Source organism: Terasakiella sp., assembly GCF_048267425.1.
GTDB lineage: Bacteria > Pseudomonadota > Alphaproteobacteria > Rhodospirillales > Terasakiellaceae > Terasakiella.
Window position 1 is genome coordinate 60,920 of sequence record NZ_JBLWXN010000009.1, and the last position, 15,908, is coordinate 76,827.

Annotated in this window: 15 protein-coding genes; 5 read left to right on the forward strand and 10 right to left on the reverse strand. The window is 47.6% G+C overall.

Annotation, left to right across the window (positions count from 1 at the left end; translation table 11 throughout):
- Positions 1-131: 131 nt before the first annotated feature.
- The gene (locus ACN0VA_RS13885) at positions 132-1,208 is read left to right on the forward strand and encodes a DUF6765 family protein (protein WP_417821737.1); all 1,077 of its coding nucleotides are present in this window, start codon (positions 132-134) and stop codon (positions 1,206-1,208) included.
- Between the two features lie 42 nt (positions 1,209-1,250).
- On the opposite strand, the gene ACN0VA_RS13890 is transcribed toward ACN0VA_RS13885, so the two are convergent.
- The 3 genes from ACN0VA_RS13890 to ACN0VA_RS13900 all read right to left on the reverse strand — a co-directional run bounded on the left by ACN0VA_RS13890 (position 1,251) and on the right by ACN0VA_RS13900 (position 4,108).
- On the reverse strand, positions 1,251-1,688 hold the full coding sequence (locus ACN0VA_RS13890; RefSeq protein ID WP_417821738.1) for a hypothetical protein: 438 nt from the start codon (positions 1,686-1,688) through the stop codon (positions 1,251-1,253).
- Between the two features lie 249 nt (positions 1,689-1,937).
- Positions 1,938-2,747, reverse strand: coding sequence for a substrate-binding periplasmic protein (locus ACN0VA_RS13895; protein WP_417821739.1), 810 nt, complete (start codon positions 2,745-2,747; stop codon positions 1,938-1,940).
- Between the two features lie 134 nt (positions 2,748-2,881).
- Positions 2,882-4,108, reverse strand: coding sequence for an NADP-dependent isocitrate dehydrogenase (locus ACN0VA_RS13900; RefSeq protein WP_417821740.1), 1,227 nt, complete (start codon positions 4,106-4,108; stop codon positions 2,882-2,884).
- A gap of 483 nt (positions 4,109-4,591) precedes the next feature.
- Here ACN0VA_RS13900 and ACN0VA_RS13905 point away from each other — a divergent pair, with 483 nt between their 5' ends.
- Both ACN0VA_RS13905 and ACN0VA_RS13910 read left to right on the forward strand, forming a co-directional pair.
- The gene (locus ACN0VA_RS13905) at positions 4,592-6,781 is read left to right on the forward strand and encodes an NADP-dependent isocitrate dehydrogenase (RefSeq protein ID WP_417821741.1); all 2,190 of its coding nucleotides are present in this window, start codon (positions 4,592-4,594) and stop codon (positions 6,779-6,781) included.
- Between the two features lie 156 nt (positions 6,782-6,937).
- Positions 6,938-7,585: a hypothetical protein gene (locus ACN0VA_RS13910; RefSeq protein WP_417821742.1), complete on the forward strand. Its 648-nt coding sequence runs from the start codon at positions 6,938-6,940 to the stop codon at positions 7,583-7,585.
- 69 nt (positions 7,586-7,654) lie between these two features.
- On the opposite strand, the gene ACN0VA_RS13915 is transcribed toward ACN0VA_RS13910, so the two are convergent.
- The 5 genes from ACN0VA_RS13915 to ACN0VA_RS13935 all read right to left on the reverse strand — a co-directional run bounded on the left by ACN0VA_RS13915 (position 7,655) and on the right by ACN0VA_RS13935 (position 12,755).
- Positions 7,655-8,434, reverse strand: coding sequence for an ABC transporter ATP-binding protein (locus ACN0VA_RS13915; RefSeq protein WP_417821743.1), 780 nt, complete (start codon positions 8,432-8,434; stop codon positions 7,655-7,657).
- Entirely contained in the window at positions 8,431-9,207 is a 777-nt protein-coding gene (locus ACN0VA_RS13920; RefSeq protein ID WP_417821744.1) for an ABC transporter ATP-binding protein, read from the reverse strand. Before ACN0VA_RS13920 ends, ACN0VA_RS13915 begins: the two co-directional genes overlap by 4 nt.
- Positions 9,207-10,313, reverse strand: a complete 1,107-nt coding sequence (locus ACN0VA_RS13925) for a branched-chain amino acid ABC transporter permease (protein WP_417821745.1) — start codon at positions 10,311-10,313, stop codon at positions 9,207-9,209. Before ACN0VA_RS13925 ends, ACN0VA_RS13920 begins: the two co-directional genes overlap by 1 nt.
- Before the next feature lie 4 nt (positions 10,314-10,317).
- Positions 10,318-11,334 carry a branched-chain amino acid ABC transporter permease gene (locus ACN0VA_RS13930; RefSeq protein WP_417821746.1) on the reverse strand — a complete coding sequence of 339 codons (1,017 nt, stop codon included), beginning with the start codon at positions 11,332-11,334 and terminating at the stop codon, positions 10,318-10,320.
- A gap of 92 nt (positions 11,335-11,426) precedes the next feature.
- Positions 11,427-12,755 (reverse strand): substrate-binding protein, encoded by a 1,329-nt coding sequence (locus ACN0VA_RS13935; protein WP_417821747.1) that lies wholly within the window; start codon positions 12,753-12,755, stop codon positions 11,427-11,429.
- A 265-nt stretch (positions 12,756-13,020) separates the two neighbouring features.
- On the opposite strand from ACN0VA_RS13935, the gene ACN0VA_RS13940 reads away from it, so the two are divergent.
- Both ACN0VA_RS13940 and ACN0VA_RS13945 read left to right on the forward strand, forming a co-directional pair.
- Positions 13,021-14,589: a helix-turn-helix domain-containing protein gene (locus ACN0VA_RS13940; RefSeq protein WP_417821748.1), complete on the forward strand. Its 1,569-nt coding sequence runs from the start codon at positions 13,021-13,023 to the stop codon at positions 14,587-14,589.
- A gap of 73 nt (positions 14,590-14,662) precedes the next feature.
- Positions 14,663-15,214, forward strand: a complete 552-nt coding sequence (locus ACN0VA_RS13945) for a DUF2493 domain-containing protein (RefSeq protein ID WP_417821749.1) — start codon at positions 14,663-14,665, stop codon at positions 15,212-15,214.
- Here the strand turns inward: ACN0VA_RS13945 and ACN0VA_RS13950 are convergent.
- Both ACN0VA_RS13950 and ACN0VA_RS13955 read right to left on the reverse strand, forming a co-directional pair.
- Complete coding sequence (locus tag ACN0VA_RS13950) at positions 15,189-15,341, reverse strand: hypothetical protein (RefSeq protein ID WP_417821750.1); 153 nt, start codon at positions 15,339-15,341, stop codon at positions 15,189-15,191. The genes ACN0VA_RS13945 and ACN0VA_RS13950 overlap by 26 nt on opposite strands.
- A gap of 2 nt (positions 15,342-15,343) precedes the next feature.
- Entirely contained in the window at positions 15,344-15,892 is a 549-nt protein-coding gene (locus ACN0VA_RS13955; protein ID WP_417821751.1) for a PhnA domain-containing protein, read from the reverse strand.
- Between the last annotated feature and the right edge of the window lie 16 nt (positions 15,893-15,908).

Consider the following 15,908-nt stretch of genomic DNA (forward strand, 5'->3'; position numbering starts at 1 on the left):
CAAACTCGACAGGGCGGCTTTCGTGGTCGCCCTTTTTTTTGATTTAGGAGCTTTTTATTCCCGCATAGAATATTTTATGTTACAATTTACAATTATAAGTACTTATATAATTTAGAGGGGGGATGACGTACATGCAAAAGGATATGCATTATTATGGGGTATATGTCTTGGCGCGTTGCGCGGGCTTAAACGAAGCTGTTGCTCATACAATTGCAACAGCTTCGCAATTTGTAGACGATGCGGGGGCGAATGCGTCCGTTACTTTTCTGGATGCCTCTATGTTGGACGTGGAAGCCACCGCACATCATATTCTTCATGTGAAAAACTTGGATCCCCATGATCAACGTCGTATTTGGGTGCCGTTCCATTTTTATCCAGGTGGTGAAGGTGAAACCTTTACGGAAAAATTGCTATGCCGCAAAGACAGTTTGCTAGCGCGCGAAATGGTGAAAACCAATGTTGAAAAAGCTAAAACAGTGCCGTTTGGCGATGCTTTAATTGGGGTGACGGCCCATGTATATGCGGATACCTTCGCTCATTATGACTTTTCAGGGGTGAGTTCTCGTTTGAATCGTATTGAAGGCGAGCTCAAAACGTATGATTTGGACAAGGAAACAAAAACATATGTTGAAAATAAGAAAAAACGATTTTTTGAAGAAAATGGCGAACATGGCGGATGGTTGGCTAACATTAAGGGGTTTTTAGGTGGTAATCTCTCTGGTGCATTGGGACATGGTGGGGCGGCAACTTACCCGGATCGTCCCTATTTGAGATGGAGTCTGGAATGGGAAGATGCAAAAGGCCGGGTACAGATGCGCGATAATCGACAAACCTTTTTGGAAGCTTGCGAAAGGTTATATGATTTATTTGTAGAGTATGGGCAAGGAAGCCCAGAACATTTTGCACCTCGGCCTTTTGACGAAGTGCGTGATGCTATTCAGGCAGTTATTGAAACACAGGGAAAATGTGCGGACCGGGAAAAAGCATGGTGTGATCTTCTCGCCAGTGGGCAGGCAACAGGAGTTTCGGAAGAAATGCCTGATTATGCGGGGGATGAATGGCTCATGGAGTTTGTAAAACTTCGTGCTCTTGAGGACGGGAGCTTTGCGACGCAAAAACCCGTGGTTCAATTTTTTCAAGCAGCAGCCTTTCATCGACAGACAAGTCTACGCGATATTTTACCAAGGCATGGCTTGATAGTTGGTTGATAAAGGTTGCTTTGATCTGCCTTTTTTTTGATGGGAAGGGCGTTAATGTTTTTGGGGCAACGCGTATATTTTTTGGATTTGGCCTAAGTTATAGAGCAGGCGTTTTCCGGCTTTCTGAACACCTTCTACCAATTTTTGTTCTGTTGTGTCTGGACGAGTGTGCATAAGGCCTTTGACTTCCAATAAAGGAATAGCGTGTATGTAATCGTATGAATTTTGCACTTCTTCCTGACCATCCGTATGACCGGTATAATTGCGAAGTAGGCTGAGGTCATAGCTGATCAGACAGTTATCGTGGGGGGCCATGCCGCCAATGAGTTCCAAATGTAAAGTGAAGGGGGCGGAAGGGGCTGTTTGATAATCACTGAGTTTTAATTCAGTGAGAAGGGGCGCGCGTAAGAGATCGTCTGAAATCTGACATTGCTGGTTGGTATGGTTGTGAATAGAAACATTAAAAGCCTGTTTTTGTGTCAAGCGCATGAGAAAGCCGACATGGCCGAATATTTGGATATGTCCCTGATAGCTCTCTTCAGAAATCGCATAGCTGTTTTCTGCGTGTGCGGAAGTAAAAAGGCACAATGACAAGAAAATGAAACATGGAAAAACATAAAGTCGTGTCATATGGCAGGTGTCTTTAATTTTAAATGTTAAATTATAATGATTTTATCAGCTGTCGAGTATTTCAAGGAAGCGTCAAATACTTGCAAATGGAAGCGAAGCGGTTTTGTTTTAACTTCTATAGTAAGTTTGAATTATCGCGTCAGTAACACCTGTTTTCGAAAGTTCGCGAAGGGCTTGCTGTAAGCGATAAGCAATACAACCTTTTTTCAGTTGAACTGGGTAATTATTGTAATTTAAAGGTTTGTTTTCATCAAAAGATAAATTGGGTTCTTCTTCATAGAATTTTGATTTTTTGGAAAAGCCAATTGTAAAGGCTTCATCCTTACCGCAACAATTCATATGAAACCGAAATTGCTTTCGCTCAGGATGATTTTGCATGAAAAATTTTAAATTTAAATAATGGTCCATAAAAAAGTCTGCGTGCTTTTTCTGTAATAATTTTATGGCTTGTGTGTAATCAAGTTCTGGAACTTCGTGTAGAATAAAACCATATTTTTGTGCATCCACTCCTGGCGCGCCTAAAGGACGCAAAAATATTTTCCCTCGGATTTCTTCAAGGGAATGTACTTCAGGCATATCAGCGCGGCTTAATCCAACCATCTTGGACCGCATGCCGTTTTCGAAGAAGAACGTATTTTTTGTACGGGCTTTTGTGAAGGTGAAACCGGGATAAAAATCTATCCGTCCTTCGGCCATGCCTAATAGTACGCGTTTTTTCGGCAAACGAACGATTTCAAGTTTACAGCCGATTTTTTTTGCAGCGATGCTATAAAGGTCTTGATAAATTCCAGAATTATTAGGAACTGCTTCAATATTAGGGAGGCGAGGGGTCGTCCGGTAGCCCATTACCAATGTGCATGCCTCAGCGCTCTGCCCGCAAAAGATAGTGAAAATGAATAGTAAGATGCTCCATTTCATATCGATTTTGATCACCTTTAACGCAGCTATCTCGAGATATAATTTTACCACATTTAGACATAAAGCCCGAGACATTTTTATGTCCCGGGCTTTATGTAGAGCTCGTCAAAACTGAAGAGAGGCCTCAATGGTGTTTACCCTGGGCGACGGGCCATTTTATCTCTCAGGTTGGCATCAATATGGTCAAGGAATTGCTGGGTTGTGCACCAGGATTGGTCCGGTCCGACCAACAAAGCCAAGTCTTTGGTCATATGACCGCTTTCAACTGTTTCAATACAGACTTTTTCCAGATCATCGGCAAAACGTTCCAGTGCCGGTGTGCCGTCGAATTGACCACGGAATTTCAAAGCCCGTGTCCATGCAAAGATGGAGGCAATCGGGTTGGTGGAAGTTTCCTTGCCTTCCTGATGCATGCGATAGTGACGGGTGACCGTACCGTGTGCGGCTTCGGCTTCAATCGTTTGTCCGTCTGGTGTCATCAAAACGGAGGTCATCAGACCGAGGGAGCCAAAACCCTGTGCGACGGTATCGGATTGAACATCCCCATCGTAGTTTTTACAGGCCCAGACGAAACCGCCGGACCATTTCATCGCACAAGCAACCATATCGTCAATCAGACGGTGTTGGTACATGATACCGGCACGTTCGAACTGTTCTTTGAATTCAGTTTCATAGATTTCTTCAAAGATGTCTTTGAAACGTCCGTCATAAGCTTTCATGATGGTGTTTTTGGTGGACAGGAAGACAGGCCACCCCAGTTCAAGGCCGTAGTTCAAACTGGCACGGGCAAAACCGCGAATGGATTCATCCACGTTGTACATGGACATCGCCACGCCGGAGCTTTCAAATTCATAAACCGTATGGGTGATGGCTTCGCCGCCATCTGCCGGTTCAAACGTCATGGTCAGTTTGCCGGGACCGGGAACGCGCATATCAGTGGCTTTATATTGATCCCCAAAGGCATGACGACCAATGACAATCGGGCTGGTCCAACCGGGGACAAGGCGCGGGACGTTTTTACAGATAATCGGCTGGCGAAAGACGGTGCCGCCAATAATATTGCGCAATGTGCCGTTTGGCGATTTCCACATTTTCTTGAGGCCGAATTCTTCCACGCGGGCTTCATCCGGGGTGATGGTCGCGCATTTGACACCAACGCGATGCTCCTTAATGGCGTTGGCGGCATCAATGGTGACTTGGTCATCCGTTGCATCGCGGTTTTCCATGCCGAGGTCATAGTATTTTAAATCGACATCGACATAGGGAAGGATCAGTTTGTCTTTGATGAACTGCCAGATAATGCGGGTCATTTCGTCGCCGTCGAGTTCGACGATCGGATTTTGGACCTTAATTTTGCTCATGTGCGATATCTCCTGGAGGAACAAGGATGGACGACAGCGAAGTCTCCAATGTCATTAAGGCGACGATACGCTTGTGTAAATAGGTTGGCAAGGAAAGTTTTGGTATGACCAAAGAGACAGTTTTTCTATGTTTTACAAAGGGTTGTAGACAAAGGAAAGTCTCTTAAATCTATCGTAGTGGTAATACAAATGTATCGGGTAAAAACGTGTGAATTGAGACGGCGGGGGAGGCAGAATCGACAGCCTTGTCGAGGTTAAATATAATGAAAAAAGCCATGAAAAATTTAACCGTTTTTTTTGTAGTTTTTGGATCTTCTGAGCCTGATTTTGCTAGAAGATTGATTTTGAAGGATTAAAAGGTGTTCTGAACTGGTAATACCGAAAAAAACTGTAAATTTGTTGCGGTGCGGCGGTCCAGATACTACAAATACGACCACGAAATTAAATATTTGCCTTTAAGGCTTTTGGGAGTTTTGAAACAAAATGACTGACATCATCTATACAATCGTCGATGAAGCGCCGGAACTGGCAAGCGGTTCTTTCCTGCCGATCATCCAGAAATTTGCCGGTGCGGCTGGCGTCGAGGTAGGCACAAAGGACATCTCTTTGGCGGCCCGTATCCTTGCGTTGTTCGATTTGCATTCCGACGATTTGGCTGAGTTGGGTGAATTGGTGAAAAAGCCCGAAGCCAACGTGATTAAATTGCCGAACGTTTCGGCTTCTGTTCCCCAGTTGATTGCTGCGATTAAAGAGTTGCAGGATCATGGTTTTGACATTCCCGATTATGTGGAAGACCCGAAAACAGATGCGGAAAAAGAAGCCCGCAAGAAATATGACACAGTAAAAGGTTCTGCTGTAAACCCGGTTCTGCGCGAAGGGAACTCCGATCGCCGCGCACCGTTTGCGGTTAAACAATTTGCCAAGAAAAACCCGCACCGCATGGGCAAATGGGAAAAAGACAGCAAAACCCACGTTGCTACAATGGGGCAGGATGATTTTGCATCAAATGAAAAATCTGTAACATTGGACGCAGCCACACAAGGCAAGATCGTTTTTGTCGGCAAAGACGGGACTGAGCAGGTCTTGAAAGAAAGCTTGCCGTTGCAAGCCGGTGAAGTTCTGGACGGGACATATTTGTCTGTTAAGGCCTTGCGTAAGTTCTTGGCGGAACAAATTGCAGAAACCAAAGAACAAGGCATTCTGTTCTCGCTTCATATGAAAGCGACCATGATGAAAGTCTCCGATCCGGTGATCTTTGGTCATTGTGTGGAAGTGTTCTTTGCTCCGGTCTTTGAAAAACATGCAGCCACATTCGCAGAATTGGGTGTGGATACCAGCAACGGTTTTGGCGATGTGGTTTCTAAAATCGCATCCCTGCCGGCGGATAAAAAGGCTGAAATCGAAGCTGATATCGAGGCATGCTTGAACGCACAGCCCGACATGTACATGGTGAATTCCGATAAGGGCATCACGAACCTGCATGTCCCCAGCGATGTGATTATCGATGCCTCTATGCCAGCTGTGATCAAAGCAGGCGGCAAAGGTTGGGGTCCGGATGGCAACGAAGGCGACACCAAATGTGTAATTCCGGACAGCTCCTACGCCGGTGTTTATGATGCGGTGATCAATTTCTGTAAAGAAAACGGCGCGTTCGACCCCTCTACAATGGGTTCTGTTCCCAACGTGGGTCTGATGGCACAAAAAGCCGAAGAATACGGTTCTCACCCGCAAACATTTACGGCACCTGCTGATGGTACGATCAAGGTTGTTGATGCAGCAGGCAACAGCCTGATCGAACATAACGTGGAAGAAGGCGACATCTGGCGTGCCTGTATGGCAAAAGATGCACCGATCCGCGATTGGGTGAAACTGGCAGTGACGCGTGCGCGTTTGAGCAATACACCGGCTGTTTTCTGGCTGGATGAAAACCGTGCACACGATGCGGAACTGATCAAGAAAGTTAATGCTTACTTGCCGGATCACGATACAAGCGGTTTGGACATTCGTATTATGGCCCCGTCTGATGCGGCGGCACATTCCTGCCAGATGATCAAAGACGGTAAAGACGTTATTTCTGTAACAGGTAACGTTCTGCGTGATTATTTGACAGATTTGTTCCCGATCTTGGAAGTGGGCACGTCTGCGAAGATGTTGTCTATTGTTCCGTTGATGAATGGTGGTGGCTTGTTTGAAACAGGCGCGGGCGGTTCTGCACCGAAGCACGTTCAGCAGTTGGTTGCTGAAAATCACCTGCGTTGGGACTCTCTTGGTGAGTTCTGCGCATTGGCGGCATCTTTGGAACATCTTGCCAATGTGAATGGCAATGCCAAGGCGACGTTGTTGGGTAAGGCACTGGACGAAGCGACGGCCAAATTGTTGGATAAGAACGAGTCACCTAGCCGTAAAGTGGGTGAACATGACAACCGTGGGTCTCATTTCTGCATTGCGCTTTACTGGGCAGAAGCACTGGCTGCGCAAGATGAAGATGCGGACCTGAAAGCATTCTTCGCACCGTTGGCTGAAAAACTGGCGGCAAACGAAGATCAAATTCGCAAAGAATTGATTGATTGCCAAGGTGCACCAGCTGATCTGGGTGGTTATTACCATCAGGATCAGGCCAAACGTGTTGCTGTTATGCGTCCGTCTCAAACATTGAACGATATTATCGGTTAAAGAAATTCAAGTTGCGTGAATTGAGCGCGCGATATTGAATATTCGTTTATCGTTTGAAAAAGCCTCGAGGGAAACTTCGGGGCTTTTTCTATACCTCTTGCAATAAAGGATAATAGTCCTATATTCTTTAAATGTTCTTTAAAGAAAGGGTAGGATATGGTTGCGTTTTTAGCGGCATTGCCGGCAATTTTTGCGGCAATGAAAGGGGCTGTTGATTTGTTTGATGTCGGCAAACAAGTTGTGGAAGACATAAAGGGGGAAAGCGTCAACGCGCGTTCACCGGATGAATTGCGTGAAGAGGTTGATAAATTAAGTGAGCCGGAACGGGCGCAATTTATGGAGCGCATGAAATCAGAACTGGCGTTTTATGAAACGATCACCAATCGATTGGCCCAGCAAGGTGGGCACTTGGATGCAGAAATTTTGAATGCAATTCCCCCGCAGGCGCGTGCCCAAGTCGCCTTGATGCGGATGACGACACGCCCTTGGGCGGTGCGCTGGATGGTTGTTTCTGTTGTGTTGCCGCCGCTTGCCATCGTTGGGGTCAATTCATTGATTGCGGTTTATAACGTGCTTAATGCGGCGTTTGGAACCCCTTCGACATCGCTTGGTTTAATTGAAATGGGCGATGTGTTGAACAGCCTTTATGAACAAATGGTCGGTTGGGCTGCTGCGGTGATTATGACCTATATGGGCATGCGCGAAGTCGGTAAGGCCGTGGGGCGTAAAGACAGTGTATCTGTGGATGATATTACAGGATCGCTGTCACGTTTTGTCGGGAATGTGAAGCAGGTTTTCCGGTGAAGTTATGAAAAAAAGGCCCGTCTCGGGAGGGGACGGGCCTGTCAGGTCTTGGTTTGATCGTTTGATTAATCAGATTGCCAGATATTCCTGACGCAATTCTGCGTTATCAAGAACTTCTTGCGCGGTTCCATCAAAGACGATTTGGCCTGCATCCATGATAATGGCGCGGTCAGCCAAGTGTAGTGCGGCAATCGCATTTTGTTCCACGATGATCGTTGTGATACCGAGCTTTTTAATATCTTCCAGTGTTTTTTCGATCTCGTGAACGATAACCGGGGCCAAACCTTCATAAGGTTCATCCAGCAATAACAACTTGATATCTTTGGCCAATGCACGGGCAACAGCCAGCATTTGTTGTTCACCACCGGACAAAGTCACCCCGATCTGATTATGACGTTCACCCAGACGGGGGAACAGTTCGTACAGTCGTTCGATCGACCAGCCTTTACGTCCTTCGATCTGCGCCAGTTCAAGGTTTTCTTGAACGGTCAGGCCTGGGATGATGCGACGATCTTCCGGCACAAGGGCCAGACCGGCGCGTGAGGCTTGAAACGATTTCATGTCGTGAAGCGGTTCATGGTCGAGCCAGATTTCACCGTGGTGAAGTTGTGGGTCATCCGTGCGGGCAAGCGCGCGCAGTGTGGATGTTTTTCCCGCGCCGTTTCGTCCCAAAAGGGCGACGATCTCACCTTCGTGAATGTCGAAACTGACCCCTTGCACGATGTAACTTTCGCCGTAGTAGGCATGGACATCCCATACGGAGAAAAAAGCCGGATCGGTCCCCTGCGATTTAATCGGCTGCAGGGTTTTTTTAAGCGGACCGCTATATTGTGCGATTTTATCACTCATAGATGTGCCCCTCCGAGGTAGGCTTCTTGTACGCGCGGATCGCCCTTCATTTCTTGAGGTGCGCCTTCCGCGATGATGTGTCCCCGTGCCAGAACGCTTACTTTTGTTGCCAGCGAGAACACAACATGCATGTCGTGTTCGATGATGACTTTTGTAATTTTACGTTCTTCGCCGATCTTTTTCAAAAGATCGATGGTGTTATTGGTATCGGCACGCGCCATACCGGCGGTCGGTTCATCCAGCAACAACAGTTTTGGATCTTGCGCCAGACACATGGCCAGTTCCAGACGACGTTTGTCACCGCGTGAAAGGGAACCGGAATGCATGTTACGTTTTTCCAGCAAACCGACATCGGACAGGATATGTTCTGCAGCGTCGGCAATTTCACCGCGTGATAAAACTCCGCCCCAGGAATTGAAGCGATAAGATCCGTCCAAATGGGCCATAACCGGGATCATGGCATTTTCAAACAGGGTCAAGTCTTCAAAAACTTCCGGCGTTTGGAAGACACGAGAGATACCTTTTTGGTTAATCTCGTGCGGTGGCAGACCGAACAGGGTTTCGCCTTCCGGCTTGTTGCCGTAGTAAAGAACGGTTCCTGTATCGGGAACCAAACGCCCCACCAGACAGTTCAAGAAGGTGGATTTCCCTGCACCGTTCGGGCCGATAATGGCATGAACGGAGCCTTCTTCGACAACAAGGTTGACATCGTCAAGGGCTTTCAGGCCGGAGAAGTTTTTATTAACGCCTTCAACAGTAAGAATAGATGACATTATTCTGCTCCTCCTGCGCTATGGGCTTCTTTTTCTTTTTTGAACTTGGCGGCAATGCGGCGGAAGCCTTCCATTGCCCCACCGGGAAGAAAGATCACGATCAACATGAACAGAACGCCCAGTGTCAGGTGCCACCCTTTACCGACAAACAGGCTGGCGAAGGAAACCCAGATCCCTTGGATGAAGTCGGGTAGGAAACCAAAAACCTGATTGAGAACGGCATCGTTAAAGGCGGAGAAAATGTTTTCGAAATATTTGATCACAATCGCGCCGATGAACGGACCAAGAATAGTTCCGACACCACCAAGGATTGTCATCAAAACGACTTCACCAGAGGCTGTCCATTGCATCCGTTCCGCACCGGCAAGCGGGTCAATCACGACCATCAAGGCACCGGCGAGGCCCGCATACATCCCTGAAATCACAAAAGCGGAAAGCAGGTAAGGTTTGGTGTTTAAGCCTGTGTATTTCATGCGGTTCTGGTTTGATTTTACAGCCAGTAGCATCAGGCCGAAAGAAGACCGATACAAGCGCACGGAAATATAGAAACCAATGATCAGAATAACCGCACAGAAGTAGAAACCGTTGTAACCGCTTAAGCCCATGCCGAACACTTCGGTTGAAGGTAAGCCTTCGGTTGTTGCTGCGTCCAGAATGCGTGGGTCTGTGGCTGTCAAAGTCAGGCCGGTTTCCCCATTGGTGATGGGCGTTAAAACCGAATAGGCCATGTTGTAGCACATTTGGGCAAAAGCCAATGTCAGGATGGAGAAGTAAATCCCGGAACGACGCAGCGCAACAAACCCGATTGCCAGTGCAAACAAGCCGGAAACGGCAGTTGCAAATAAAATGGCCGGGATTGCGTTCATCGTTAACAGTTTAAAGGACCACATGGCTGTGTAGGAACCAATGCCCAGAAAGGCAGCGTGACCAAAGGAGAGATAGCCGGTAAAGCCGAACAGGATATTAAACCCGATGGCAAACAGACCGAAGATGGCAAATTTCTGCAACAGGTCAGGATAACCTGCGCCTACAATGCCGGCCCATAGTGGCATGGTCAGAATGACCGCACCGAAAATAAGCACAAGGATATTGTCTTTCATGTTCATATGCTTAATCCTCCATCACGCCTTCACGACCCAGCAGGCCACGCGGACGGACCAACAAAATGATCACCGCGACGAGATAAATAATGATCTGGTCGATACCGGGCAGAATGGATTTAATTTCAGTCATCGATGCAAAGGATTGCAGGATACCGAGCAAGAAACCAGCCGCAACCGCACCGGGCAGGGAGCCCATACCGCCGACCACAACAACGACGAAGGAAAGAACAAGGAATTCCATACCGATATGATAATCCGGTGGCAGGACGGGGGTATACATCACACCGGCCAGACCGGTTACCACGGCAGCAAGGCCGAAGACGGTGGTGAATTTCTTGTCGATATCAATGCCGATCAATCCCACGGTTTCACGGTCCGCCATCCCGGCACGTACAACCATCCCGAAGGTGGTTAATTGCAAGAAGGCGAAGACGGCACCGACAACAGCGAAGGCAAAGAGGAAGTAAATCAAACGCCACCACGGATAAACGATCGCATCGCTCAGGCCGAACCAAGCCCCGACGTGGGCGGAACCAGAAACAATATCAGGCGCCGGTGTCGGGATCGGGTTGGCACCGAAATAGGCTTTAACCAGTTCCTGAAGAACGATGGCGAGACCGAAGGTGACAAGAATTTGTTCTGCGTGTGTGCGCTTATAGAAGCGTTGGATAAGGCCGCGTTCCATCACATATCCGACACCAAGCATGATGGGGATTGTAATCAGAAGGGCAAGCGGGACGGTCCAGTCGATCAGGGCCTTACCTGCATCGCCAAACCAGATTTCCAAGTAAGGGACTTCTTTGTAGGCCTCGAAAAAGGTAACACTTTCGTCGCGCACTTTCATTGACATGCTCAATACTTTTTGCAGCGAAACCGCGCAGAAAGAACCCAGCATGAAGAGCGCGCCGTGGGCGAAGTTAACTACGCCAAGTGTCCCGAAGATAAGGGTCAGACCAAGTGCGATCAGCGCATAAGCGCCCCCCTTATCAAGACCGTTGAGAAGTTGTAAGAAAACAGCTTCCATAGCTCTCAATTCCAAAAATCGGTATTAAATTTGTTTTTTTAAAAGAATGGTCGCTTCTGAAACAGAAAGCGACCATTCACTGTCATTTGAAATTAGACTTTGTACGGGCCTAATTCACCGCCAAAGATTTTGGCGTCGTAAGTGACAACTTCTCTCGGAACTTCTTTAACGATTTCAAGAAGGTCGAATTGAGAAGACGGGTTTTGGTTACCACGTACCACAAGAACGTTTTTGAAGCACTGGTGGTCTTCTGCACGATAAAGGGTCGGGCCGTTACCCATGCCGTCAAATTCAAAGCCTTCGAGTGCTTTGATCATTTCCGGCGGATAGAATGTACCTGCAACTTCACAAGCATTTGCATAGAGCAAAGTCTGGCAATAGCAAGTATGAGCAGCCTGTGACGGCGGGAAGCCGTATTCTTGACCGAAGGATTTAACAAAGGCTTGTGAACCAGCATCTTGCAATGCCCAGTTCCAACCTGTTGTCCCCAGAATACCTTTAATGTTGTCGCCAGCACCTTGTGCCATCAAACGAGAGAACAGCGGAACGATGATTTCGAACTGCTTGCCGTTCACTTGCTTGTCTTTCAGGCCGAACTGAATCGCTTGTGTCAGCGAGTTGATCATGTCTTTACCATAATGGTTCAGGATCAACACATCCGCACCGGAGTTCAGAACAGGGGTGATGTACTGAGAGAAGTCACCTGCACCAACCGGAGTTTTCACAGTTGCAACTGTTTCCCAACCCAGACCTTCTGTGGTGTTTTTGATGGATTCTTCTTGCGTCCAGCCCCATGTGTAATCGGCTGTCAGGTGATAGGCACGACGATCAGTACCCAGTTCTTCTTTCAATACCGGACCCAGTGCAACACCGGACATGTAAGCGTTGAAGAAGTGACGGAAACCATAACGACGTTTGTCTTTACCTGTTGTATCGTTGGAGTGTGTCAGGCCAGCCATGAAAACAACGCCAGCTTCTTGACACAAAGACTGAACGGCAATTGCCACACCGGAAGAAGACCCACCGGTAATCATCAATGCGCCGTCTTTTTCGATCATACGTTTTGCAGAAGAACGTGCCGCGTCAGATTTTGTCTGTGTATCACCCGTTACGAATTCTACTTTCTTACCCAGAACGCCGTTGCCTTTGAGTGACAGCGGTTTCATGGTGTTGAGCATACCGCCGTCGCCTTCACCGTTCAGGTGTTTTACGGCCAGTTTGTATGCACGCAGCTCGTCTGCGCCTTCGTCTGCGTAAGCACCGGTTTGTGGCACGTTAAAGCCCAAAGTGATGGACTTGTTGCTGCCCGGGTTGTTTACGAAGTCAGCGCCCCATGCGTTACGTGTAAAGAATGACGGTGCTGCAACGCCTGCTGCTGCAACCGCTGTACCCTTCATAAACGAGCGACGATTTACTTTCATATCTACCAAAGTCTTACTCCCTGTTTGGTTGACATTTATCATTAAGAATTTCCGGTATGATTTAGTGTTATCCGTCAATTCTAAGCTATTTTCGACCTTACGGTACTTTTGTAATTATTTAATAGAAGTACATGTAATTTTTAAAAAGAACAATAAGCCTTTGACGTAACGTTATTTTTTTGTCAATTTTATAAAATGATTTTGTGTGAAGTTGTAAATTATTGACATTGCGCCGCAATATTTTTTTTGACCGGAGAGACAGGTAATGGCCCGTGCCCCTATTGGATTGAAAATCAAAAAACAACGAAAACAGGTTGGTATTACGCAAGCACAACTGGCGGAACGCTTGGGCATTTCGGGGTCATATCTTAATCTGATTGAAAACAATAAACGTGCGATTGGTGGCAAATTGTTGCAGCGCATCTCTCAGGAGCTCGGGCTTGACATCGGTTCGCTGGATGGGGAAAGCGATCGTCGCCTGATTATGGATTTAAATGAACTGACCACGGATCCTCTATTTCAGAACATGGATTTAACGCATGCGACAGCGCCGAATCTTGTCGGGCAGCATCCGCGCTGGGCACGGGCTTTAAAAATTCTCTACCGCACGTATGTGGATCAGGGGCAAACAATCAAAGCACTTTCGGAACGTCTCAATTATGCGCCTTATATTGATGATGCCATTTTCCAGATGTTGACGAATGCGACTTCGATCCGTTCTTCCTCTGAAATTCTGGGAACGGCACTGGATATGAAGGACGCTGATCGTGCACGGTTTTTATCTATTCTTTCCGAAGAAAGTCAAAAATTGGCAGGGGTTGCTGCCGGGCTGGGCAATTTTCTGGATAATGCAAAAGTCCAAACCCGATCCATGACACCTGCTGAAGAAGTGGATGATTTTGTCATGGATCATCAGGGGTTTTTTCCAACACTGGAAAATGCGGCGGCGGATATGTTGGCGGAGGCGGATTTTCATGGCGGGGATACGGAACGTGTCATTCAGGATTTTCTGGAACGAAAATTTGATGTGAAAGTGACTTTTTCAAAAGATCGTGAAATTGGCTTTGTCGGTAAATTGCATCAATGCAGCTACAACCCGACCAAACGCGTGTTAAGTGTGCCGTCTTATGCATCCGCCCTTACACGACGTTATGAAATGGCCTGTTTGTTGGTTGAATTGTCCTTGGCCGATTTGATCTCTGAAGAAATTCGAAAATCCGATTTTTTGATCTCGCCGGCGGCTCAGGAACTCGCGGCCATTGCGTTGATTTCGTATTCGGCACGCGCTTTATTGATGCCCTATGATGAATTTCTCGAAGATGCGGTGCGTGAACGTTATGACGTGGATGTTTTGTCACGTAAATACACGGTCAGTTTTTTGCAGGCCGCCAGCCGTCTGGTCAGTTTGCGAAAACCGAAATCGGAAGGGATCCCTTTTGCCCTGATGCATATTAATCCGGCAGGCCGCATTATCAAACGTTTGACATTGCCGCGTCTGCCCATTCCCCGCCACGGGAATGCGTGTCCTTTGTGGGATATATACAGTTCTTTCCAAACGCCGGGGCGCATTGTGCGTCAGATTACGTTGTTCCCCAATAAAGAACGGTTTTTGTTTTTTGCAAAGGCTGAGGCCTCCGACCAGCATGGCTATTCTCAGCCGCGTGTTCTCAAGGCCACGATGTTGGCCTGTGAGACTTTGCATGCTGAACAGACCGTTTATGCTGATGGACTGGATATGAGTTCTGAGAAATTGAGTGATCGGGTCGGTTTAAGCTGCCGTTTATGCAGTTGGCAAAATTGTGCCCATCGCGAGGAAGCGCCGATCTTGTCGTGACCAATAGGGGGTGCTGAATATTTTCAGTTATGATATAAAGGCCACTCATTTCAGTCTGTAAGGAGGGGGAGAGATGAAAACAATTATTGCAGGCTCACGTCAAATTGAAGATAAGGAAGCCTTGAAACAAACCATTGCCGCATCCGGTTTCGAGATTACGGAAGTCGTATCCGGGACATGTCGTGGCGTAGATGTCATGGGCGAGGAATGGGGGCGGGCCAACGGGGTTCCTGTGCGACCGTTTCCCGCAGATTGGTTGACGCATGGCCGTGTTGCCGGTGAGCTGCGTAACCGAGATATGGCCAATTATGCCGATGCGCTGATCTTGTTGTGGGATGGAAAAAGCCCGGGTGCGAGCTGTATGTTGCGCGAAGCCAACAAAGCGGGGATCAAAATTCATACCCAAATTTATGGGGTTGATATGGGGGATCTTGAAAAGCTGGAACGCGAGATTGTCGATTATGTCAACGCGGGCAAGGGACGTATTATTCTTAAGGACAATCACTGGAGCTGGGAAGTCGCGAACGAAGATGCCCCGAACCTGTGTGACGAGGCCATCAACGAACTAATCCGCATGGATGTTATGCAGGAAGAAAGCATTACTGTTTTGAAGTTTGCAGGCTGATTTCTTCTGTTTTACGCGTTCCGCCCTGCTTCGGTTTGGTTTTTTCGCATTCGATACATTGACCGATTTTCAGACGCTTGCATCGTGCCTGTGTTGCGGGTTTGCAGGGCGGGGTTGCTTTTTTCATGCTTAAGTGGATTTCTTCACGAACTTTGTCAAAATAACAATCTGCTGTCCACTGACACGGCCTTCGATATGTTCTGCATTATCGGGAACCAATGAGATGTTGCGCACAGCTGTTCCGCGTTTGGCGGTAAATCCGCCGCCTTTTACATTCAGGTCTTTGATCAAAATGACCGTGTCGCCCGCTTCTAACACCGCACCATTGCTGTCGATATGTTTGACGTCGTCATCATCATCGGCATCTTGTGCCATGCCTGCTTTGGCTTTTTGCAAGACATCATCTTCCAGATAAAGCATATCAAGCGCGTCTTGTGCCCAACCTTCGCCTTTCTGTGCCAATGTGGTCAGCAAACGCCAAGCCATAATCTGGACGCCGCTTTCCTGTGACCACATACTGTCATTCAGGCAACGCCAATGATGGACATCCATTGTGTCGTTATTTTCAATCTGGCCTTTACAGGTATCGCAGACCGTGATGGTTTCCTCGGCTGTAACGTCAAAGGTTGAAAGTGCGTCCGTGCTGGAACACAGGTCGCATTGGGAAGCGAGGCTCATGGTCGCAATGTCCTAT